At 76.1% G+C, this 18,904-nt stretch carries 20 protein-coding genes; 17 read left to right on the top strand and 3 right to left on the bottom strand.

The window, feature by feature from the left end:
• Nucleotides 1-9 precede the first annotated feature (9 nt).
• The 17 genes from MF672_RS35010 to MF672_RS35090 all read left to right on the top strand — a co-directional run bounded on the left by MF672_RS35010 (nucleotide 10) and on the right by MF672_RS35090 (nucleotide 16,527).
• Entirely contained in the window at nucleotides 10-921 is a 912-nt protein-coding gene (locus MF672_RS35010; protein ID WP_242381223.1) for a glutathione S-transferase C-terminal domain-containing protein, read from the top strand.
• A complete protein-coding gene (locus MF672_RS35015) occupies nucleotides 918-2,237 on the top strand; it encodes an NtaA/DmoA family FMN-dependent monooxygenase (protein ID WP_242381224.1) in 1,320 nt (439 codons plus the stop codon). Before MF672_RS35010 ends, MF672_RS35015 begins: the two co-directional genes overlap by 4 nt.
• On the top strand, nucleotides 2,234-3,412 hold the full coding sequence (locus MF672_RS35020) for an LLM class flavin-dependent oxidoreductase (protein ID WP_242381225.1): 1,179 nt from the start codon (nucleotides 2,234-2,236) through the stop codon (nucleotides 3,410-3,412). The genes MF672_RS35015 and MF672_RS35020 overlap by 4 nt, the downstream gene beginning before the upstream one ends.
• Complete coding sequence (locus MF672_RS35025; protein WP_242381226.1) at nucleotides 3,409-4,449, top strand: LLM class flavin-dependent oxidoreductase; 1,041 nt, start codon at nucleotides 3,409-3,411, stop codon at nucleotides 4,447-4,449. The genes MF672_RS35020 and MF672_RS35025 overlap by 4 nt, the downstream gene beginning before the upstream one ends.
• Entirely contained in the window at nucleotides 4,446-5,540 is a 1,095-nt protein-coding gene (locus MF672_RS35030; protein WP_242381227.1) for an MsnO8 family LLM class oxidoreductase, read from the top strand. Before MF672_RS35025 ends, MF672_RS35030 begins: the two co-directional genes overlap by 4 nt.
• On the top strand, nucleotides 5,537-7,138 hold the full coding sequence (locus tag MF672_RS35035; protein WP_242381228.1) for an ABC transporter substrate-binding protein: 1,602 nt from the start codon (nucleotides 5,537-5,539) through the stop codon (nucleotides 7,136-7,138). The genes MF672_RS35030 and MF672_RS35035 overlap by 4 nt, the downstream gene beginning before the upstream one ends.
• Nucleotides 7,135-8,040 (top strand): ABC transporter permease, encoded by a 906-nt coding sequence (locus MF672_RS35040; RefSeq protein ID WP_242381229.1) that lies wholly within the window; start codon nucleotides 7,135-7,137, stop codon nucleotides 8,038-8,040. The genes MF672_RS35035 and MF672_RS35040 overlap by 4 nt, the downstream gene beginning before the upstream one ends.
• Nucleotides 8,041-8,047: 7 nt before the next feature.
• Nucleotides 8,048-8,938 carry an ABC transporter permease gene (locus MF672_RS35045; RefSeq protein ID WP_247815570.1) on the top strand — a complete coding sequence of 297 codons (891 nt, stop codon included), beginning with the start codon at nucleotides 8,048-8,050 and terminating at the stop codon, nucleotides 8,936-8,938.
• Nucleotides 8,935-10,563, top strand: a complete 1,629-nt coding sequence (locus MF672_RS35050) for a dipeptide ABC transporter ATP-binding protein (protein WP_247815571.1) — start codon at nucleotides 8,935-8,937, stop codon at nucleotides 10,561-10,563. Before MF672_RS35045 ends, MF672_RS35050 begins: the two co-directional genes overlap by 4 nt.
• Complete coding sequence (locus MF672_RS35055; RefSeq protein ID WP_242383922.1) at nucleotides 10,554-10,823, top strand: metal-sensitive transcriptional regulator; 270 nt, start codon at nucleotides 10,554-10,556, stop codon at nucleotides 10,821-10,823. The genes MF672_RS35050 and MF672_RS35055 overlap by 10 nt, the downstream gene beginning before the upstream one ends.
• 55 nt (nucleotides 10,824-10,878) lie before the next feature.
• Nucleotides 10,879-12,213: a rhodanese-like domain-containing protein gene (locus MF672_RS35060; protein ID WP_247815572.1), complete on the top strand. Its 1,335-nt coding sequence runs from the start codon at nucleotides 10,879-10,881 to the stop codon at nucleotides 12,211-12,213.
• 91 nt (nucleotides 12,214-12,304) lie between these two features.
• Nucleotides 12,305-13,495, top strand: coding sequence for a carboxylate-amine ligase (locus MF672_RS35065; protein ID WP_247815573.1), 1,191 nt, complete (start codon nucleotides 12,305-12,307; stop codon nucleotides 13,493-13,495).
• A 103-nt stretch (nucleotides 13,496-13,598) separates the two neighbouring features.
• Entirely contained in the window at nucleotides 13,599-13,787 is a 189-nt protein-coding gene (locus MF672_RS35070) for a hypothetical protein (RefSeq protein WP_242384188.1), read from the top strand.
• Between the two features lie 131 nt (nucleotides 13,788-13,918).
• Nucleotides 13,919-14,110, top strand: coding sequence for a DUF1918 domain-containing protein (locus tag MF672_RS35075; protein WP_242384189.1), 192 nt, complete (start codon nucleotides 13,919-13,921; stop codon nucleotides 14,108-14,110).
• On the top strand, nucleotides 14,107-14,838 hold the full coding sequence (locus MF672_RS35080) for a wax ester/triacylglycerol synthase domain-containing protein (protein WP_247815574.1): 732 nt from the start codon (nucleotides 14,107-14,109) through the stop codon (nucleotides 14,836-14,838). The genes MF672_RS35075 and MF672_RS35080 overlap by 4 nt, the downstream gene beginning before the upstream one ends.
• 87 nt (nucleotides 14,839-14,925) lie before the next feature.
• On the top strand, nucleotides 14,926-15,558 hold the full coding sequence (locus tag MF672_RS35085) for a WS/DGAT domain-containing protein (protein ID WP_247815575.1): 633 nt from the start codon (nucleotides 14,926-14,928) through the stop codon (nucleotides 15,556-15,558).
• Between the two features lie 129 nt (nucleotides 15,559-15,687).
• Nucleotides 15,688-16,527, top strand: coding sequence for a universal stress protein (locus MF672_RS35090; protein ID WP_242381837.1), 840 nt, complete (start codon nucleotides 15,688-15,690; stop codon nucleotides 16,525-16,527).
• Nucleotides 16,528-16,599: 72 nt separating this feature from the next.
• Here MF672_RS35090 and MF672_RS35095 read toward each other — a convergent pair whose 3' ends face one another.
• The 3 genes from MF672_RS35095 to MF672_RS35105 all read right to left on the bottom strand — a co-directional run bounded on the left by MF672_RS35095 (nucleotide 16,600) and on the right by MF672_RS35105 (nucleotide 18,777).
• Nucleotides 16,600-16,992 (bottom strand): DUF4342 domain-containing protein, encoded by a 393-nt coding sequence (locus MF672_RS35095; protein ID WP_242381836.1) that lies wholly within the window; start codon nucleotides 16,990-16,992, stop codon nucleotides 16,600-16,602.
• A gap of 127 nt (nucleotides 16,993-17,119) precedes the next feature.
• Nucleotides 17,120-17,743 (bottom strand): chemotaxis protein CheB, encoded by a 624-nt coding sequence (locus tag MF672_RS35100; protein WP_242381835.1) that lies wholly within the window; start codon nucleotides 17,741-17,743, stop codon nucleotides 17,120-17,122.
• A gap of 74 nt (nucleotides 17,744-17,817) precedes the next feature.
• Entirely contained in the window at nucleotides 17,818-18,777 is a 960-nt protein-coding gene (locus MF672_RS35105) for an Acg family FMN-binding oxidoreductase (RefSeq protein WP_242381834.1), read from the bottom strand.
• Nucleotides 18,778-18,904 lie beyond the last annotated feature (127 nt).

Genomic DNA, 18,904 nt, shown 5'->3' on the forward strand with positions numbered 1-18,904 from the left:
GGAGCACGAGTGACCACCACCCTCCGGCAGCCGGTCTACGCCGGCCCCGTCGACCACGTCGCCTACGGCCACTACGGCCCCGGCCGCCTGCACCTGTCACCCGACTGGAACCGCCCCCTCTACCCCTTCCAGGGCCGCGTCACCGCCGACGGGTCGAGCGGCTTCCGCGCCGAGCCGGGCCGCTACCACCTCTACGTCGCCTGGGTCTGCCCGTACGCGCACCGCGCCGCCATCGTCCGCAAGCTCAAGGGCCTGGAGGACGTCGTGTCGCTGTCGTACGTGGACGACGAGCGCGACGGCCGCGGCTGGGCGTTCAGGGAACGCCGCGGCCCCGACCCGGTCAACGGCTTCACCCTGCTCGAACAGGCCTACGACGCCACCGAGAAGGGCTACGGCGGGCACATCTCGGTGCCCGTCCTGTGGGACCGGCACACCGGCGGCATCGTCAGCAACAACTTCCCCGACATCACGCTCGACCTCGCCACCCAGTTCGAGCGGTGGGCGGACACCTCGGTCGACCTGTACCCGGACGCCCTCCGTCCCGAGATCAACACCCTCAACGGCTGGATCTACCACGACGTGAACACCGGCGTCACCCGCGTGGCCCGCGCCGCCACCGAGGACGAGCGCGAGACCGAGCGCCACCGCGTCGTGGCCGCCCTGGAACGCCTCGACGAGCGCCTGGCCGAGCACCGCTTCCTGACCGGCGCCACCATCACCGAGGCCGACGTGCGGCTGTGGGTGACGCTGGCCAGGTTCGACGCCGAGCACAACCGCGGCCACCTGGTCAGCGAGCGCGAGCTGCGCGACTTCGAGCACCTGTGGCCCTACGCCCGCGACCTCTACCAGCGTCCCGCCTTCCGCGAGACGACCGAGGGCCTGCCCGCCGCCTGGGACCAGCCGCACGGGCGCGGCGCATGACCCGCCGCCGCGTGCACCTGGCCGCCCACTTCCCCGGCGTCAACAACACCACCGTCTGGGCCGACCCCCGCTCCGGCAGCCAGATCGCCTTCTCCTCCTTCGCCCACCTGGCGCGGACGGCCGAGCGCGGCGGGTTCGACTTCTTCTTCCTGGCCGAGGGGCTGCGGCTGCGCGAGCTGAAGGGCCGCATCCACGACCTGGACGTGGCCGGCCGCCCCGAGTCGCTGACCGTGCTCAGCGCGCTCGCCGCCGTGACCGACCGGCTCGGCCTCGCCGGCACCGTCAACGCCACCTTCAACGAGCCGTACGAGCTGGCCCGCCGCCTGGCCACGCTCGACCACCTGAGCGGCGGCCGGGCCGGGTGGAACGTGGTCACCACCTCCGACGCCTTCACCGGCGCGAACTTCCGCCGCGGCGGCTTCCTGGACCACGCCGACCGCTACGAGCGGGCGGCCGAGTTCGTGCGCCTGGCCCGCCGCCTGTGGGACTCCTGGGAGCCGGACGCGGTCGCCGCCGACCGGGAGGCCGGCGTGTTCGTCCGGCCCGGCTCGATCGGCGAGGTCGAGCACCGCGGCCGGCACTTCTCGATCCGCGGCCGGTTCACCCTGCCGCGCAGCCCGCAGGGCCGGCCGGTGATCATCCAGGCGGGCGACTCCGACGAGGGCAGGGAGTTCGCCGCCGCCGAGGCCGACGTCGTCTTCAGCAGGCACGGCGGCCTGGCCGAGGGCAAGGCGTTCTACGCCGACGTCAAGGCCCGCCTGGCCAGGTACGGCAGGAAGCCGCACCAGCTCAAGATCATGCCGGCGGCGACGTACGCGCTGGGCGACACCGAGGCGGAGGCCGCCGAGAACGCCGCCGTCATCCGCCGGCAGCAGGTGAGCCCCCAGACCGCGATCGCCTTCCTCGAGCAGGTGTGGGGCCGCGACCTGTCCGGCCACGACCCCGATGGACCGTTCCCCGCCGTCGAGCCCGACCTGTCCAGCGACCTCTCCCAGGGCCGGGTCGCGATCAAGGACCGGGCCGGGGTCGCCGCCCGCTGGCGGGCGCTCGCCGAGGAGAAGAAGCTCAGCATCCGCGAGCTGGTGATCGAGGTGACCGGCCGGCAGACGTTCGTCGGCACCCCGCAGAGCGTGGCCAGGCAGATCGACGAGCACGTCCAGGCCGGCGCCGCCGACGGCTTCATCCTGGTGCCCCACCTGACCCCCGGCGGTCTCGACGACTTCGTGGACCGCGTGGTGCCGCTGCTGCGCGAGCGCGGCGCCGTCCGCGCCGGCTACACCGGCACCACCCTGCGCGAACACCTGGAGCTGGAATGACCCTGCACCTCGCCGTGGCGCTGGACGGCGCGGGCTGGCACCCCGCCGCGTGGCGCGAGTCGCCGGCGGACGTCTTCTCCCCGGCCCACTGGGCGGGGCTGCTGGCCGAGGCCGAGCGCGGCCTGCTCGACCTCGTCACCATCGAGGACGCCCTCGGCCTGCAGTCCACCCTGCCCGACGGCCCCGACGACCGCACCGACCAGGTGCGCGGCCGGTTCGACGCGGTGCTGCTGGCCGCCCGGCTGGCCCCGCTCACCACCCGGATCGGGCTGGTGCCGACCGCCACCACCACGCACACCGAGCCGTTCCACGTCGCGATCGGCATCGCCACGCTCGACCACGTCAGCGGCGGCCGGGCCGGCTGGCGGCCCCAGGTCTCGCCCCGCGCGAGCGAGGCCGCGCACTTCGGCCGCCGCGAGTTCCCGCCGCTCGACCAGGTGCTGAACCGGCCCGGCGGCGCGGACCTGTCCGCCGACCCGCACGTGCGCGACCTGTTCGCCGAGGCGGCCGACGCCGTCGAGGTGGCCAGGCGGCTCTGGGACTCCTGGGAGGACGACGCCGAGATCCGCGACGTGGCCACCGGCCGCTTCCTGGACCGCGGCAAGCTGCACTACGCCGACTTCGCCGGGCGCTTCTTCTCCGTCAAGGGCCCCTCCATCACCCCCAGGCCGCCGCAGGGCCAGCCGGTGGTGGCCGCGCTGGCGCACGCGCGGCTGCCGTACGAGTTCGCCGCCCGCGCCGCGGACGTCGTCCTCGTCACGCCGCACTCCGCCGGGCAGGCCCGCGCCATCGTCGAGGAGGTCCGGGCCCTGTCGCCCGACCTGAAGATCTTCGCCGACCTGCTGGTGTTCCTCGACGAGGACGGCCAGGCCGCCCGCCGCCGCAAGGCCCGGCTCGACGAGCTCGACGGGGCCGAGCTCGCCTCCGACGCCGCGATCTTCACCGGCACCCCCGCCGAGCTGGCCGAGGTGCTGCTGGAGTGGCGGCGGACCGGGATCGAGGGCTTCCGGCTGCGGCCCGGCGCGCTGCCGCACGACCTGTTCCGCATCACCCGCGGGCTGACCGCCGAGCTGCGCCGCCGCGGCGCGTTCCGGCACGCCTACGAGGCCGCCACGCTGCGCGGCCTGCTCGGCCTGCCCCGCCCCGCCGGCAGGTACGCGGAGACGGCGCCGTGAAGTTCCTCGCCATCACCCTGATCGCGCACCACGACGACCGCTCGCCCACCGAACGCCTCCGCGAGGTCGTCGGCCACGCGGTGCTGGCCGAGGAGCTGGGCTTCGACGGGTTCGGGGTGGGGGAGCGGCACGAGCGGCCGTTCCTGTCCTCCTCGCCGCCGGTCGTGCTCAGCCACATCGCGGCCCGCACGTCCAGGATCCGGCTGTTCACCGCGGTCACGACGCTGAGCCTGCTCGACCCGGTGCGCGCCTTCGAGGACTACGCGACGCTCGACCACCTGTCCGGCGGCCGGCTGGAGCTGATCATCGGCAAGGGCAACGGGGCCGCGCAGGCGAAGCTGTTCGGCGTCACGCCCGAGGACCAGTGGGAGCGCAACCGGGAGGGCTACGAGCTGTTCCGCCGCCTGTGGCGGGAGGACCGGGTGACCTGGAGCGGCCGGTTCCGCCCGCCGCTGAGCGAGGCCGAGGCGCTGCCGCGCCCGCTCCAGCGGCCGATCCGGGTCTGGCACGGCAGCGCCACCAGCAGGGAGTCGGTCGACCTGGCCGCCCGCCACGGCGACCCGCTGTTCTCGGCCAACGTCACCCACCCCGTCGGCCCCTACGCCGAGCTGGTCGAGCACTACCGCGAACGCTGGGCCCACTACGGCCACGACCCCGCCGCCGCGCTGGTCGGCGCCGGCAGCGCCGGCTACTACGCGGCCCGCACGTCCCAGGAGGCGATCGCCACGTACCGGCCCGTCTTCGACGCCCGGGTGGCGCTGCAGCGCCGGCTCGGCCTGCCGGTGGTCTTCCCCACCCTGGAGGACGCCGTCCGGCGCGGCTCGATCCTGGTCGGCAGCCCGCAGCAGATCGTGGACAAGGTGCTGCGCTACCACAAGCGGCTCGGCCACGAGGTCATGCACCTGCCCGCCGACGCCGACGGGCTCACCCCCGGGCAGCACCGCGACGCGCTGGAGCTGTTCCAGGCCGAGATCGCGCCCGTGCTGCGCGCGGAGATCCCGAGCAGGCCCTTCCCCGGAGCCGGAGGCACGCCATGACCCTGTCCGTCCTCGACCTCGCCCCCGTCCCCTCCGGCGGGACCGTCGCCGGCGCGCTGCGCAACACCCTCGACCTGGCCAGGCACGCCGAACGGCTCGGCTACCGCCGCTACTGGGTGGCCGAGCACCACTTCGCGCCCGGCGTGGCCAGCTCGGCGCCGGCCGTGCTGGCGGCGCTGATCGCCGCCGCCACCACTCGCATCCGCGTCGGGTCGGGGGCGGTGCAGCTCGGCCACCAGACGCCGCTGTCGGCCGTCGAGCAGTTCGGCCTCATCGACGCGCTGCACCCCGGCCGGGTCGACCTCGGCATCGGCCGCTCCGGCCAGCGCCGCGCCGAGCTGGCCGCCGCCAATCCCGCGCTGGAGCGGCGGGACGCCAGGATCGTGGACGGGCTGCTCATCCCGCCGCCGTTCGACTGGTCCCGCCTGGCCAGGCACCCCCGCCTCGCCCACCAGGCCACGCTGCTCCAGCAGCCGGGCGCCCGCACGCCGGACTTCGCCGACCAGATCGACGAGGTCCTCGCCTTCCTGTCCGGCACCCACCAGGCCCGCGCGGTGCCCGGCGAGGGCGCCGACCTCCAGGTCTGGGTGCTCGGCAGCAGCGGCGGGCAGAGCGCCCGGGTGGCGGGGGAGCGGGGGCTGCCGTTCGCGGCCAACTACCACGTCAGCCCCTCCAGCGTGCTGGAGGCCGTGGACGCCTACCGCGAGGCGTTCAAGCCGTCCGCCGGGCTGGCCGAGCCGTACGTTGTCGTCTCGGCCGACGCCGTCGTGGCCGCCACCGAGGAGCGGGCCCGCGAGCTGGCCCGCCCGTACGGGCTGTGGGTGCGCAGCATCCGCAGCGGCGCCGGGGCCATCCCCTACCCGACGCCCGAGGAGGCCGCCGCGCACGTCTGGACCGACGCCGACCGCGAGCTGGTCAAGGACCGGCTCGACACCCAGTTCGTCGGCACGCCCGAGCAGGTCGCCGACGGGCTGCGGGTGCTGCGCCGGGTGACCGGGGCCGACGAGCTGCTGGTCACCACCATCACCCACGACCACGACGACCGCGTGCGCTCCTACGAGCTGCTCGCCGGAGCCTGGGAGCGGCCGTGAGACGCCTGATCGCCGCCGCGCTCCTGCTGCTGCCGCTCGCGGCCTGCGGGGCCCAGGCCGCGCCCGGGGCCGCCGCCGCGAGCCTCGTCTGGGCGATCGAGACCCAGCCGATCACCCTCAACCCGCAGCAGTGGGCGCAGAACAAGGTCCGGCTGCTGGTGTTCAACCAGTTCGACGCGCTGCTGTCGCGCGCCGCCGACGGCTCCTTCCACCCGTGGCTGGCCAAGGCGTGGCAGGTGTCGGCCGACGGCCGGACGTACACGCTGGACCTGCGCGAGGACGTCACCTTCCACGACGGCACCAGGTTCGACGCCGCCGCGGTCAAGGCCAACCTCGACCAGTTCCAGGTGCCCGGCTACAACGCCGCCGTCGCCGCGATCCAGCTCCACGCCTTCGACCGGGCCGAGGTGACCGGGCCGTACCGGCTGCGGATCACGCTCAAGGAGCCGGACGCGCTGTTCCTCGACTTCCTCGCCTCCCCCTACGCGGGCCAGGTGTCGCCGAAGTCGCTCAAGAACGCCAAGGACCTCAAGTTCGGCGGCCCCGACCTGGTCGGCACCGGGCCGTTCATCCTGGACCGGTACGTGCAGGGCCAGGAGATCCACTACCGCCGCAACCCCGCCTACGCCTGGCCGCCCGCCGGGGCCGCCCACCAGGGCCCCGCGCACCTCGCCGAGATCACCTACCGGTTCCTGGGCGAGGCCGCCGTCCGGGTGGGCGCGCTCACCTCCGGCCAGGTGCAGGTCATCGAGGGCGTCCCCGCCACCGAGGTGGCGCTGATCCGGAAGGACCCGCGGCTGACGCTCAAGACCTCGCTCAACTCCGGCACCGCCTACTCCTACTACTTCAACACCGATCACCCGCCCTTCGACGACCGGCGGGTCAGGGAGGCCTTCCGCGCGGCCGTGGACGTGGACGCCGTGCTCAAGGCCGTCTACCAGGGCACCGCCACCCGGGCGTGGAGCATCGTCGGGCAGAAGAGCCCCTTCTACGACGCCTCGCTCGAAGGCTCGTTCGGCGGCGACGCGGCCAAGGCCAACGCCCTGCTGGACGCGGCCGGCTGGACCGGGCGCGACGCCGAGGGCTACCGCACCAAGGACGGCAGGCGGCTGACCGTGCGCGAGGTCGCCTCGGCGCCGTTCGTCCGCGACCGCCGCGACGTGTTGTCCCAGGCCGTGCAGGCCCAGGTCAAGCAGCGCGCCGGCATCGACTTCCAGGTGCGGATCCTGGACCAGGGCGCCGCGCAGAAGGCCCTCGACGACGGCGCGTACGAGCTGTTCGGCAACTCCCGCGGCGACTCCGACGCCGGCGCCGCGCTCAACCTCATCCTCCCGGCCGGGGCCGCCATCAACCGCACCCACTTCAAGGACCCCCGGGTGGACAGGTGGCTCGCCGCCGCCTCCGCCACCTCCGACCAGGCCGAGCGCAAGGACCTCTACGTCAAGGCGCAGCGGGCCGCGGTGCGGGAGAACGCCGTCGTCTTCCCGCTGTACGTGCCCGCCGACCAGATCGCCGCCCACGGCAGCGTGCAGGGGCTCGGCTTCGACCCGGCCTCCGGCACCCCCGCGAGCGCGTACGACGTGCGGACCGGCACATGATCAAGCGGCTGGCCACCGGGCTCGGCGTGCTCTGGGCGGCGGCCACGGCCGCGTACCTGGCGCTGCTGCTCGCCCCCGGCGACACCGTGGACATCCTGGTCGGCGACGGTCCCGACACGCCGGAGATCCGGGCCCGGATCGTCGCCGAGTGGGGGCTCGACCGGCCCGAGATCGTCCAGTACCTGTCCTACCTGTGGCGGCTGCTGCACGGCGACCTCGGCCGCTCCTACCAGCTCCAGCGCGGCGTCGGCGAGATCCTGGCCGGGCAGGCCGGGCCCACCGCGCAGCTCACGCTGGCCGCGGCGGGCGCGGGGATCCTGCTGGCGGGGATCGTCGCGGTCGGCACGGCGGGCCGCGGCCGGTGGTGGCGCGGCGCGGCCTCGGCGGCCGAACTGGTGTCGGTGTCGGTGCCGCCGTTCCTCATCGGGATCGTGCTGCTGACGGTGTTCTCCTTCACGCTCGGCTGGTTCCCCGTCTCGGGCGCGGAGGGGGTACGGGCGCTGGTGCTGCCCGCGCTCGCGCTCGGGCTGCCCCTGGCGGGCGTGCTCGGGCAGGTGCTGCGCGGCGGGCTGGAACGGGCGCTGGAGCAGCCGTTCGCGGTGACGGCGCGGGCGCGCGGGCTCACCGAGCGGGCGCTGGTCGTCCGGCACGCGCTCCGGCACGCGCTCATCCCGGCCGTGACCATGGCGGGCTGGTTCATCGGGACGCTGCTGGGCGGGGCGGTGATCACCGAGGTGCTGTTCGGGCGGCCGGGGCTGGGCCAGGTGGCGACCCAGGCCGTGTCCGGGCGGGACCTGCCGGTGGTGATGGCGGTCGTGCTGCTGTCGGCCGTCGTGTACGTCGCCGTCAGCACCCTGCTCGACCTCGCCTACCGGCTCATCGACCCGCGGATCAGGGGGTGAGCCGCGGATGACCGCCCCTACCCGCGACACTCCCGCTTCCGACCCCCAGGTCACCCTCAGCCCTCCCGGCGTCGTCCGGCGGCGTGGCGGGGGCGGGCGGGGGCCGGGGTTCTGGGCGGCGGTGGCGTTCCTGGCGGTCCTGGGGGCGGCCGTGGCGGCGCCCGGGCTGCTGGCGGGGCAGGACCCGCTGGCCGCCGACCCCCTGGCCGCGCTCGCCCCGCCCGGCCCCGGCCACTGGCTCGGCGCCGACCATCTCGGCCGCGACGTGCTCGCGAGGGTCGTGCACGGCGCCCGCCACTCGCTCGGCATCGGCGCGGCGGCCACCGCGCTCGCCGTGTCGGCGGGCGTGCTGCTCGGCCTGGCCGCCGGGCTGGCCCCGGCCTGGCTGGACGAGACGCTGGCCCGGGCGTTCGACGTCCTGTCCACGCTGCCGGAGCTGCTGCTCGCCCTCCTCGTCGTGGCGATCACCGGCCCGGGCAGCGCCAACGTGGTCCTCGCGATCGCGGTCGCGCAGATCCCGGCCTACGCCCGCGTGATCCGCGCCCAGACCTTCGTCGTGCGCCGCGCCGGCTACGTCGAGCAGGCCGTCACCTTCGGCCGCCCCCGCCTGGCCGTCGTCCTCGGGCACGTGCTGCCGAACGTGCTCGGCCCGATCCCCGTCCTCGCCACGATCGGGCTCGGCACCGCCGTCATCGCCGGCTCCGGCCTCAGCTTCCTCGGCATGGGCCCGCAGCCGCCGGCCGCCGAGTGGGGCGCGATGCTCTCCGAGGCCCGCAACTACCTGCGGGTCGCCTGGTGGGAGGCGCTGTTCCCGGGCCTGGCGATCACGCTCACCGTCGCCTGCCTGACCGTCGCCGGGCGGCGCCTGCAACGCCGTTTCGAAGGGAGGACGCCATGACGGGCGCCCTGGTGTCCGTGGAGGACCTGCGCGTGGGCTTCGGCGGGCGCGAGGTCGTGCGCGGCGTGTCGCTGTCGGTCGCGCCCGGCGAGTGCGTGGCGGTCGTCGGCGAGTCGGGCTCGGGCAAGAGCGTCACCGCGCGCACGCTGCTCGGCCTGGCGGGGCCGGGGGCGGAGGTGCGGGCCGCGGCGTTCACCGTGGGCGGCCGGGACGCGCGCGCCTTCGGCCCCGGCGACTGGCGGCGGCTGCGCGGCCGCTTCGCCGGGCTCGTGCTCCAGGACGCGCTGGTCTCGCTCGACCCGCTGCGCACCGCCGGCGCGGAGATCGCGGAGGTGCTGGCCACGCACGGCGTCACGGCCAGGTCCGGCCGCGCCGCCCGCGTGCTGGAGCTGCTGGAGGCCGTCGGCGTGCCCGAGCCGGAGCTGCGCGCCGGGCAGCGGCCCCACCAGCTCTCCGGCGGGCTGCGGCAGCGCGTGCTCATCGCCTCGGCCGTCGCCGCCGACCCGGCCCTCATCATCGCCGACGAGCCCACGACCGCGCTCGACGTGACCGTGCAGGCCCAGATCCTGCGGCTGCTGGCCGAGCGCAAGGCCGCCGGCACCGCGCTGCTGCTGATCAGCCACGACCTCGCCGTGGTCGCCTCGATCGCCGACCGCGTCCTCGTCATGAAGGACGGCCGGGTCGTGGAGGCGGGCCGGGCGGCGGACGTGCTGGCCGCGCCCGCGCACGAGTACACCAGGTCGCTGCTGGCCGCCGTGCCGTCCGCGGCCTCGCGCGGCACCCGGCTGGCGACCGGCGGCCCGCTGCCGCGTCCCGCTCCCCGCGACGGCGCCGCGCCGGTGCTGGCCGGGACCGGGCTGGTCCGCTCGTACGGGCCGCGCCGGGCCGTGGACGAGGTCTCCTTCGCGCTGCGTCCCGGCGAGACCCTGGGCGTGGTCGGCGAGTCCGGCTCCGGCAAGACCACGCTCGCCCGGCTCGCGCTCGCCCTGCTCGAACCCGACCGCGGCGCGGTCACCCTGGACGGCGGGCCCTGGAGCGGCCTGCGGGAGAGCCGCCGCCGCCCGTCGCGGCCCCGCGTCCAGCTCGTCTCGCAGAACCCCCTGGACTCCTTCGACCCCCGGCACACCGTCGGCCGGCTGGTCGCCGAGCCGCTGCGGCTGCCGCGCCGCGAGCGCCGCGCCCGCGTGCTCGGCCTGCTGGAGCGGGTGGGCCTGCCGGCGGGGACCGCCGCCCGGCACCCGCGCGAGCTGTCCGGCGGGCAGCGTCAGCGCGTCGCCGTCGCGCGCGCCCTCGGCCCGCGCCCGGACGTGCTCGTCTGCGACGAGCCGGTGTCCGCGCTGGACGTCTCGGTGCAGGCCCAGGTGCTCGACCTGCTGGCGGACGTGCAGGCCGAGTACGGCACCGCGATGGTGTTCATCTCGCACGACCTGGGCGTGGTGCACCACGTCGCGGACCGGGTGCTGGTCATGAAGGACGGGCGGGTGGTGGAGGAGGGGGACGTGCGGGAGGTGTTCGCCGGGCCGCGGCACCCGTACACGCGGGAGCTGGTCGCCGCGGTGCCGCGCCTGCCCGCCCCCGCTTTGCTTCCCGATACCCCCAGGGGTACTGTGGAGGCATGGAGCTGAACGAGGGCATGGTGGGTGACGCGCTGACCCGGCTCAAGCGCGCCCACGGTCAACTGGCCGGCGTGATCGCGATGATCGAGGCGGGGGAGGACTGCACGAAGGTGCTCACCCAGCTCGCCGCCGTCTCCAAGGCCCTGGACCGGGCCGGCTTCAAGATCGTCGCCACCGGCCTGCGGCACTGCCAGGACGCCGAGCGGCAGGGCGGCGAGCCGCCCATGAGCGTCGCCGAGCTGGAGAAGCTGTTCCTGGCGCTCGCCTGACCCGCCGGACGGCCGTCCTGCGGGTAGGTGCCCGGGCATGGAGAGGAGCACGCGCATGGACGTCACGTCCTTCCGCACCCCCGGCCTGGGCGACCAGTCCCACCTGCTGACCCACGAGGGCGCCGGCGTCCTCGTCGACCCGCAGCGCGACGTCGGCCGTTTCCTGGACGCCGCCGCCGAGCGCGACGTCGAGCTGCGGTTCGTGCTGGAGACCCACCTGCACAACGACTACCTGTCCGGTGCCGCGGAGGCCGCCCGGCGCACCGGCGCCGAGCTGGTCCTGCCGGCCGCCGCGGCCCCCGCCTACCGGCACACGCCCGCCTTCCACCTGGAGGACCTCGACGGCGGCGCGGGCCTGACCGTCCGGCCCGTGCACACCCCCGGCCACACGCCCGAGCACACCAGCTACGTCGTGCTGGTCGACGGCGAGCCGGTCGCGGTCTTCTCCGGCGGCAGCCTGCTCGTCGCCACCGCCGGGCGGCCCGACCTGCTCGGCCCCGAACGGGCCCGCTCCCTCGCCCGCCTCCAGCACCTCTCGCTGCGCCGGCTGGCCGCCCTGCCGCCCGCGACGGAGCTGTACCCGACGCACGGCGCGGGCTCGTTCTGCACGGCGAGCGACGCCGGCCGCCACACCTCCACCATCGGGGCCGAGCTGAAGGACAACCCGCTGCTCGGCGTCGCCGACGCCGAGGAGTTCGCCGACCGGCTGCTGGCCGACCCCATGCCGATCCCGGCCTTCTACCGGCACATGGGGCCGGCCAACACGCTCGGCGTGCCTCCCATGCCGTCCGTCGCGGTGCCCGAGCTGGCCGAGCCGGCGCCCGGCAGCCACGTCGTGGACCTGCGGCCCCGCTCGTCGCAGGCGCGCGGCCGGCTGCCCGGCTCGTACGGCATCGAGCTGGACGACGACTTCGGCAGCTGGGCCGGCTGGCTGCTGCCGTACGGGGAGCCGGTCACGCTCGTGGCCGAGCCCGGCCAGGACACCGCCGAGGCCGTCACCCAGCTCGCCAGGATCGGCTTCGACGACGTGCGCGGCGTCGTGCGGCTGCCCGCCGGGGCGGGCGCGCCCGCGTACGAGCTGGCCGGGTTGCGGGACTTCGCGGAGCGGCTGCGGCGGCCCGGGGCGCAGCTCCTCGACGTGCGGATGCCGGGCGAGCGCGAGCAGGTCCGCGTCGAGGGGGCCGTCGAGCGGTTCCTGCCCGAGCTGTTCACCGAAGGCGTCCCCGACGCGCTCGACCCGGCGCGGCCCGTCCTCGTCGCCTGCGCCACCGGCCGCCGGGCGAGCATCGCCGCCGCCGAGCTGACCCGCCGGGGCTACCGGCCGGTCGTGCTCACCGGCGCCGGGATCGCCGAGCTCGCCGAGACCCTGCGGGTCTCCCCGGCCCCCTGACGCGGCCTCGCCGGCCGGTGGGCGAAAACCGCAGTTCAGCGGCGTAACCGGGACCTTCGCCCCTGCCCGCGCCACGCCGTACCGTCGCACGATGGGCGCACGAGGAAACGTTCCCGTTTTCCGCAGGGGAGGCGCGATGGACGCGGGCGGCACGTTCACCGCCGCGACGGCCACCGGCCCGTCGCGGCCCCGGGGCCCGCGGGCCGCGCGGCGGCTGACGCTCGGCGTGGAGGAGGAGTTCGTACTGCTCGGCCGGGCCGACGGCGCGCCCGCCCTGCGCGCCCCGGAGGTCCTGGCGCTGCTGGACGGCGACCCCCGGGTCAAGCACGAGCTCATGCGCTACCAGCTCGAAACCGTCACCGGCGTGTGCGAGAGCCTGGAGCAGGTGGGGGAGGAGCTGACCGCCATGCGGCTGCTGGCCGCCCGCGCGGCGGCCGAGGTGGGCTGCCACCTCGCCGCCACCGGGGTCGCGCCCCGGACGCCGCCCGGCCTGCCCGCCGTCACGCCCGACCCCCGCTACGCGGTGCTGGTCGAGCGCAGCAGGCCGCTGGCCGGCAGCTTCGGCACCTGCGGCTGCCACGTGCACGTCGGCATGCCCTCGCGCGAGCTGGGCGTGCGGATCCTCGCCCGGCTCCGGCCGCACCTGGCGACCCTGCTGGCCGTCAGCGCCAACTCGCCCGTCCAGGCCGACCGGGACACCGGCTGGGCCAGCCGCCGCTACCGCCTGTGGAGCCGCTTCCCGTCGGCCCGGCCGCCCGGGGTGTGGTGGTCGGCCGCCGACTACGACGCCGCCGTGGACCGCCTCCTGCGCACCGGCCGGGCCCTGGACGAGCGCGGCGTCTACTTCCACGCCCGCCTGTCGCCCCGCTACCCGACGATCGAGCTGCGCGTCATGGACACCTGCCTGTCGGCCGCCGACGCCGTCCTCGTCGCCGGGCTCGCCCGCGCGCTCGTCGCCCTCGCCATCGAGGACGAGGAGCGCGGCCTGCCCCTGCCCGCCCCGCGCCAGCACCGCGTCGTGCGGCAGCTGCGCGCCGCCGCCCGGCACGGGCTCGGCGCCCGCGCGCTGGACCCGTCCACCGGCCGCCCGGCCACCCACCGCCGGCTGCTCGCCGCCCTCGCCGACCGGCTGCCCGACCCCGACCCGGTGGCCCGGCTGCTCGACCGGCTCGCCCTGCACGGCACCGGCGCCGACCGCCAGCGCGCCCTGCTGGCCCGCGCCGCCGGGCCCGCCGACTTCGCCCGGCTGCTCGCCGGGGAGACCGTCCGGCAGGGCCGGTGACTTAGGTCACAGCGGGCGAGGTCGTTCGCCTCCGGTGACGAGAGGCCCGGAGGGGGAACCTGAACAGGTAGAGGAAGCACATGAGCGAACGAAGGTGATCGAGATGGCCGTCCTTCTTGGCATCGCGCCGGCCGGCACCGACTGTCTGAGCGAGTCCTATTTCGAACGGGCCGCCCGCGCGCTGGACGAGCACCAGGTCTCCCCGGGGCACGCGTGCGTCTCCTGCGGCGCCGCCTGGCCGTGCGGTCCCGCGCTGGGCGCCGCGTTCGTGCTGGAGATGCACGCCGCGTGAAGGCCGAAGGTCCCTCGCGGACAGGGAAGTCCGGCCCTGCCGGGCGGCCGCCCGCGACGGCACCGTGGCATTGACGGCCGTGGCATTGACGGCACGCGGCATTGAGGAAGCGGAGACGAGGAGGTCTCGTGATGAAGGCCAGTGCGGGAGACCGGCTCATCGTGGAGGGCACCTACGGAGGCGACGTCCGCAAGGAAGGGCTGATCATCCAGGTGGAGCACGCCGACGGCTCGCCGCCGTACCTGGTGCGGTGGCTGGAGGACGGGCACGAGAGCCTGGTGTATCCCGGTCCCGACGCCCGGATCGTCGCCGCGGCCCGATGAGGACCGCGCCGCGCCGCGCCCCCCGGCCGGGTGGGGCGCGGGCCGGGATCGACCGGGCGAGCTCCGGTGACCTGGCGATGCGGGCGGTGTCGGCCGGCGGGCGGGTGCCCGAGCAGTTCGGCGTGATCCTGCCGCTCGACGGCGCCCCCGACGCCGGACGGGTGTGCGCGGTGCTGGCCGAGCGGGTGCCGCTCGTGCCCCGGCTCCGGCAGCGGCTGGTGCGGGTGCCGTTCGGGTGCGGACGTCCGGTGTGGGTGGACGATCCGGGCTTCGACGTACGCGACCGGGTGCGGCGGCGCGCCTGCCCGCCGCCCGGCGACGAGCGGGCGCTGCTGGACCTGGCCGCCGAGCTGGCCGTCACGCCGCTGTCCCCGCCGGGCTGGGCCGCCACCGTGGTCACCGGGGTGGCGGGCGCGGCCACGGCGCTGATCATCGTTCTCGACCACGTCCTGGCGGACGGCGTCGGCGGCCTGGCCATCCTCGCGGCCCTCGTCGACCCCGCCCCGCCTGACGCCCCCGACGCCTCTGGCGCTCGCCCTGGCGTCCCGGAGGCGCCCGGCGCCCGCCCTGGCGTCCCGGAGGCACCGGGCGCGCGCCCTGATGCCCCGCGCGCCGCCGTGGCGTCCGGCGGGTGTTCCCAGGCGGCCGCCGTCGCGTCGGAGCCTGGCCGCCGAGGCGTTCGCCGAGCGGGCGCGGGTGGCCCGCCGCCTGGTCCGGTCCTGGCATGACGTGCACGGCGCCGTCACCGCCGCCCGGGCCGGCCGCGCCGCCCCTGCTCGCTGCTCGGCCCCACCGGCCCCCGGCGGCGGCTGGCCGTGGTCCGCGCCGACCTGGAGCAGGTGCGCGCGGCGGCGCACCGCTCGGCGGGCACCGTCAACGACGCCCTGCTCACGGCCGTCACCGGTGCCCTGCGCCGGCTGCTTGAGCGGCGCGGCGAGCACGTCACCACCCTGAACGTGCTGCTCCCCACGGCGGTGCGCGCCACCGCGGCCACCACGGAGTCGCTCGGCAACGAGCTGGCCGCGATCGTGGCGCCCCTGCCCGTCACCGGCGCGCCCCGCGACCGCCTGGCCCGGGTCGCCGACGTGATGGCCGCCCGCAAGCGCCTGCCCGCCGGCCCGCTCGCCAGGGACGTGGTCGCCCCGCTGTTCCGCCTGATGGCCGGCCTCGGCCTGCACAACAGGTACCTGCGCCGCCAGCGCCGCTTCCACACCCTGCTCAGCAACGTGCGCGGCCCGGCGACGGCCCTGTCCTTCGCCGGGGCGCGGATCACCGGCGCCGTCCCCGTCGCCGTGGGCGAGAGCGGCAACGTCACCGTCAGCTTCGGCGCCCTCTCCTACGCGGGCGTGCTCACCGTCGCCTGCGTCGCCGACCCCGCCCGCGTCCCGGAGCTGGACGAGCTCGCCGCCCTGGTCGGCGACGAGCTCGCCCGGCTCACCGCGGGCTGAGCGGCCGCGGGCGTCGTGCCCGGCGGGGCCGGGCGGACGGGACCAAGGACCCGCGTATCCGGGACCTCGTCCCCGGGCCGCCGGGCGCGCGCCGCGCGAGCCTGGAAGGGAGAGCGGAGGAGGTACGTGATGACCAGGCACATCATGGTCGGCGTGGACGGTTCCGCACCCGCGACGGCCGCCGTGGACTGGGCCGTGGCCGACGCCGGCGGCAGGGGGCTCGCGCTGCGCCTCGTGCACGTGTGCGAGCAGTGGCCCTACGGCCCGGACAGCATCGAGTACTGCGAGGGCACGCTGGCCGCGGCCGGCGACCGGGCCCGCGCCCTGGACCGCGGCGTCCAGGTGACGACCGACCTGCTGCCCGGCAACGTCATCGAGACCCTGATCAAGGAGTCGGCGGCGGCGGACACCGTGGTGCTGGGCAGCCGGGGCCTCGGCGGGTTCGCCGGGCTGATCCTCGGCTCGGTCGGCATGGGGCTGGCCGGGCACGCCGCCGGGCCGGTGGTGATCGTGCGCGGGCCCGCGCGGGCACGGCACGACCTGGTGGTCGTCGGCGACGACGGGTCGGAGCACTCGGCGGTGGCCGTGGAGTACGCGATCGAGCAGGCGCGGGCCCGCAACGCCGCGCTGCACGTGGTCTACGCCTGGCAGTCGCCGCTGATGTCGCCGTACGCGGCGGCGTACAACAGCCTGCTGGAGGAGGACTTCCAGCAGGCGGCGCGGGCGGCGGCCGAGCGGGTGGCGCCGTGGCGGGAGAAGAACCCCGACGTGCGGATCACCGACGAGCAGCTTCCCGGGCACCCGGTGAACGCCCTGATCAAGACGGGCGCGACCGCGGACCTGGTGGTCGTGGGCTCGCGCGGCCGGGGCGGTTTCGCCTCGGCGGTGCTCGGCTCCGTCAGCCACGCGGTGCTGCACCACGTGACCTGCCCGGTCGCGGTGATCAGGCCGCGCCACGACGGCAGGTGAGCGGCGGGCGCACGCGGACGCGCGCCGGGGCGGGTTCGTGGGCCCGTCCCGGCGCGCGTTCTTCCCGGGCCGTCAGGCCTGAGTGGCGCCGGCCTTGGCCGCCGGCTTGGCGGCCTGCACCGGCTTGGGGGTCTTCGGCTTCGGGGGCTCCGCCTTCGGGATCTCCGCCTTCGGAAGCTCGGCCGGGACCGTGGGGGCGGCCGGGGGCGCGGGCTCGTCCGGCTCGGCGGCCCGCTCGATCTGCAGCTTCCACTCGGCGGCCACGGCGGCCAGCGCGGCCGCGGCGGTCACGACGGGCGCCGCGACGAACGCCACCACGCCGAACGTCACCGGGACCTCCAGCACGGTCCGCCCGTGGGAGTCCTTCACGATCACGCGGCGGACGTTGCCCTCGTGGAGCAGGTGCTTGATCCGGCCGGCGAGCTCAGAGCCGCGTACTTTGACCTCTTCCTTCGTGACGGTCATCGTCGTGCTCCCCTTTCTTGTCTCACCCTTCCAGCCTCCGTCCGCCACGCCCGTACCGGAGGGGGCGAAGGACCCGACTCCGTGGCCCGGTGGTCCCGAACCGGGCACCGGGGGTCGGTGGGCGGGGTCAGAGCGCGGGGGCGCGCACCAGGGCCGACAGCAGCGCCGCCATGTCGCTCACCGCCAGCACGTGGTCCACGATGTCGTCCCGGCTGATCACGGCCTGCGGCATGGAGAAGTAGTCGCTGGAGGCGGCGTCGCTGGCGACGACCGTGCCGCCGAAACGGTGCACGGCCGTGGCCCCGGTCGCGCCGTCGGTGCCGTGCCCGGACAGGACCACCGCGATGGCGTCCGGGCCGCAGGCCAGCGCCAGGCTGGTCAGCAGCAGGTCGGCGGAGGGGCGGGGCGGCGGGGTCGGGCCCGACTCGATGAGCGCGAGCCGCCGGTCGGCGGTGACGAGCAGGTGGTGGCCGGGCGGCGCGACCACGACCCGGCCGGGTTCGAGCGGTTCGCCGTCCAGCGCCTGGGCCACGGGCAGGGCGGTGTGGCGGCGCAGGATCTCCGGCAGGAGGCTGGGGTAGGTGGGCGAGATGTGCTGCAGCACGATGACGGCGGCGGGCAGGCCGGCCGGCAGCCCGGCCAGGACCAGGCCCGTCGCGGCCAGGCCCCCGGCCGAGGACACGATGGCGACGACGGGGAACCTGCCGGGACGCGGCCGTCCGTTCTCCGGATGGACGGTTCCGGGCAGCATGCCAGCACCCCTCTCCTCCTTCGCCATTCTGCTCACCGCTCATCTCAGGCGGTAGGGCCGTAGGTCCTGAGGCGTCAGCCCGTCTCCGCCACGAGGTCGCCCGCCGGCCGCCGGGGCGCGCGGGCCACCACCGGCCCGTACCCGAGCCGTATGATCATCTGCGGGTGCCCGTGCCGGGTGCGCGGGTCCGCGCGCCGCCGCATGTCCCGCAGGTCCAGCGGCTGGTTCAGGAACGACGCCGACACCTGGTGCCCGGCCGCCACGAGCAGCACCCGCTGCAGCGCCTGCCCCGCCCGCAGCCAGTCCGGCGGCTCGTCCCCGGAGGTCGCCAGCACCGCGAGCTGCGGGCGCGGCTCGAACGCCGCCCCGCCCGAGCGGCGGCCGAAGTCCCGCACCGGGTCCATCACGGTGGTGGCCGCCGGGCCCTGCACGTACGAGGGCACGCCGTGCCCGCCGGTCCACGCCCGCAGCTCCGCCAGGTACTCCTTGTCGCGGGCCAGCTCGTCCTGGGCGATCGCGGCGTAGTCGAGCATGTCCATGGCCGAGCGCCGGTCCAGGACGATCAGCCTGGCCCGTTCGAGCGCCGCGGCCGTGCGCAGCTCCGACAGCACCGGCGCCGGGATCAGCCGCTCGGCGTACGGCCTGCGGCTGGTCCGCCGTACCGGGATGAGCTCGTACAGCTGCCTGGCCTCGGCGGAGGCCCGTACCCGCGTGCCGATCCGCACGGCGGCCAGCAGGTCCGGCCGCTCACGGGGGTCGGGCAGCAGCCGCACGGCGGGCGCGCGCCCGGCCGCCCGCGCCGCCATGCGCAGGTTGAACAGCGCGGCCCCGCAGCTCACGTGCAGGGAACGGCCGCGCGGGTCGCTCACCCGCAGCCAGCGGTCCCAGTCGGCCAGCAGCTCGACCAGCTCGCCGTGGAGCACCCGGAACCGCCACGGCTGCGTGTTGTTCACCGAGGGCGCCTGCCCGGCCGCCACGATCAGCCGCCTGATCGCGAGGTCGGCGGGGCGCGGAGTGGGATGTGACGTGAACATGACCTACCTCCCTGTTCCCACGCTGGTCATCGCGGCCGGCGGGGGACAGAGCCGGAGGTCCTGCCGAAGGTCCCGCCCCTTGGACGGGGACCAACGCCGCCGCGCCCGGGGACCTTCGCCCCGTTGC

The sequence above is a fragment of the Actinomadura luzonensis genome, from assembly GCF_022664455.2.
In the GTDB taxonomy this organism is placed as follows: Bacteria; Actinomycetota; Actinomycetes; order Streptosporangiales; family Streptosporangiaceae; genus Nonomuraea; species Nonomuraea luzonensis.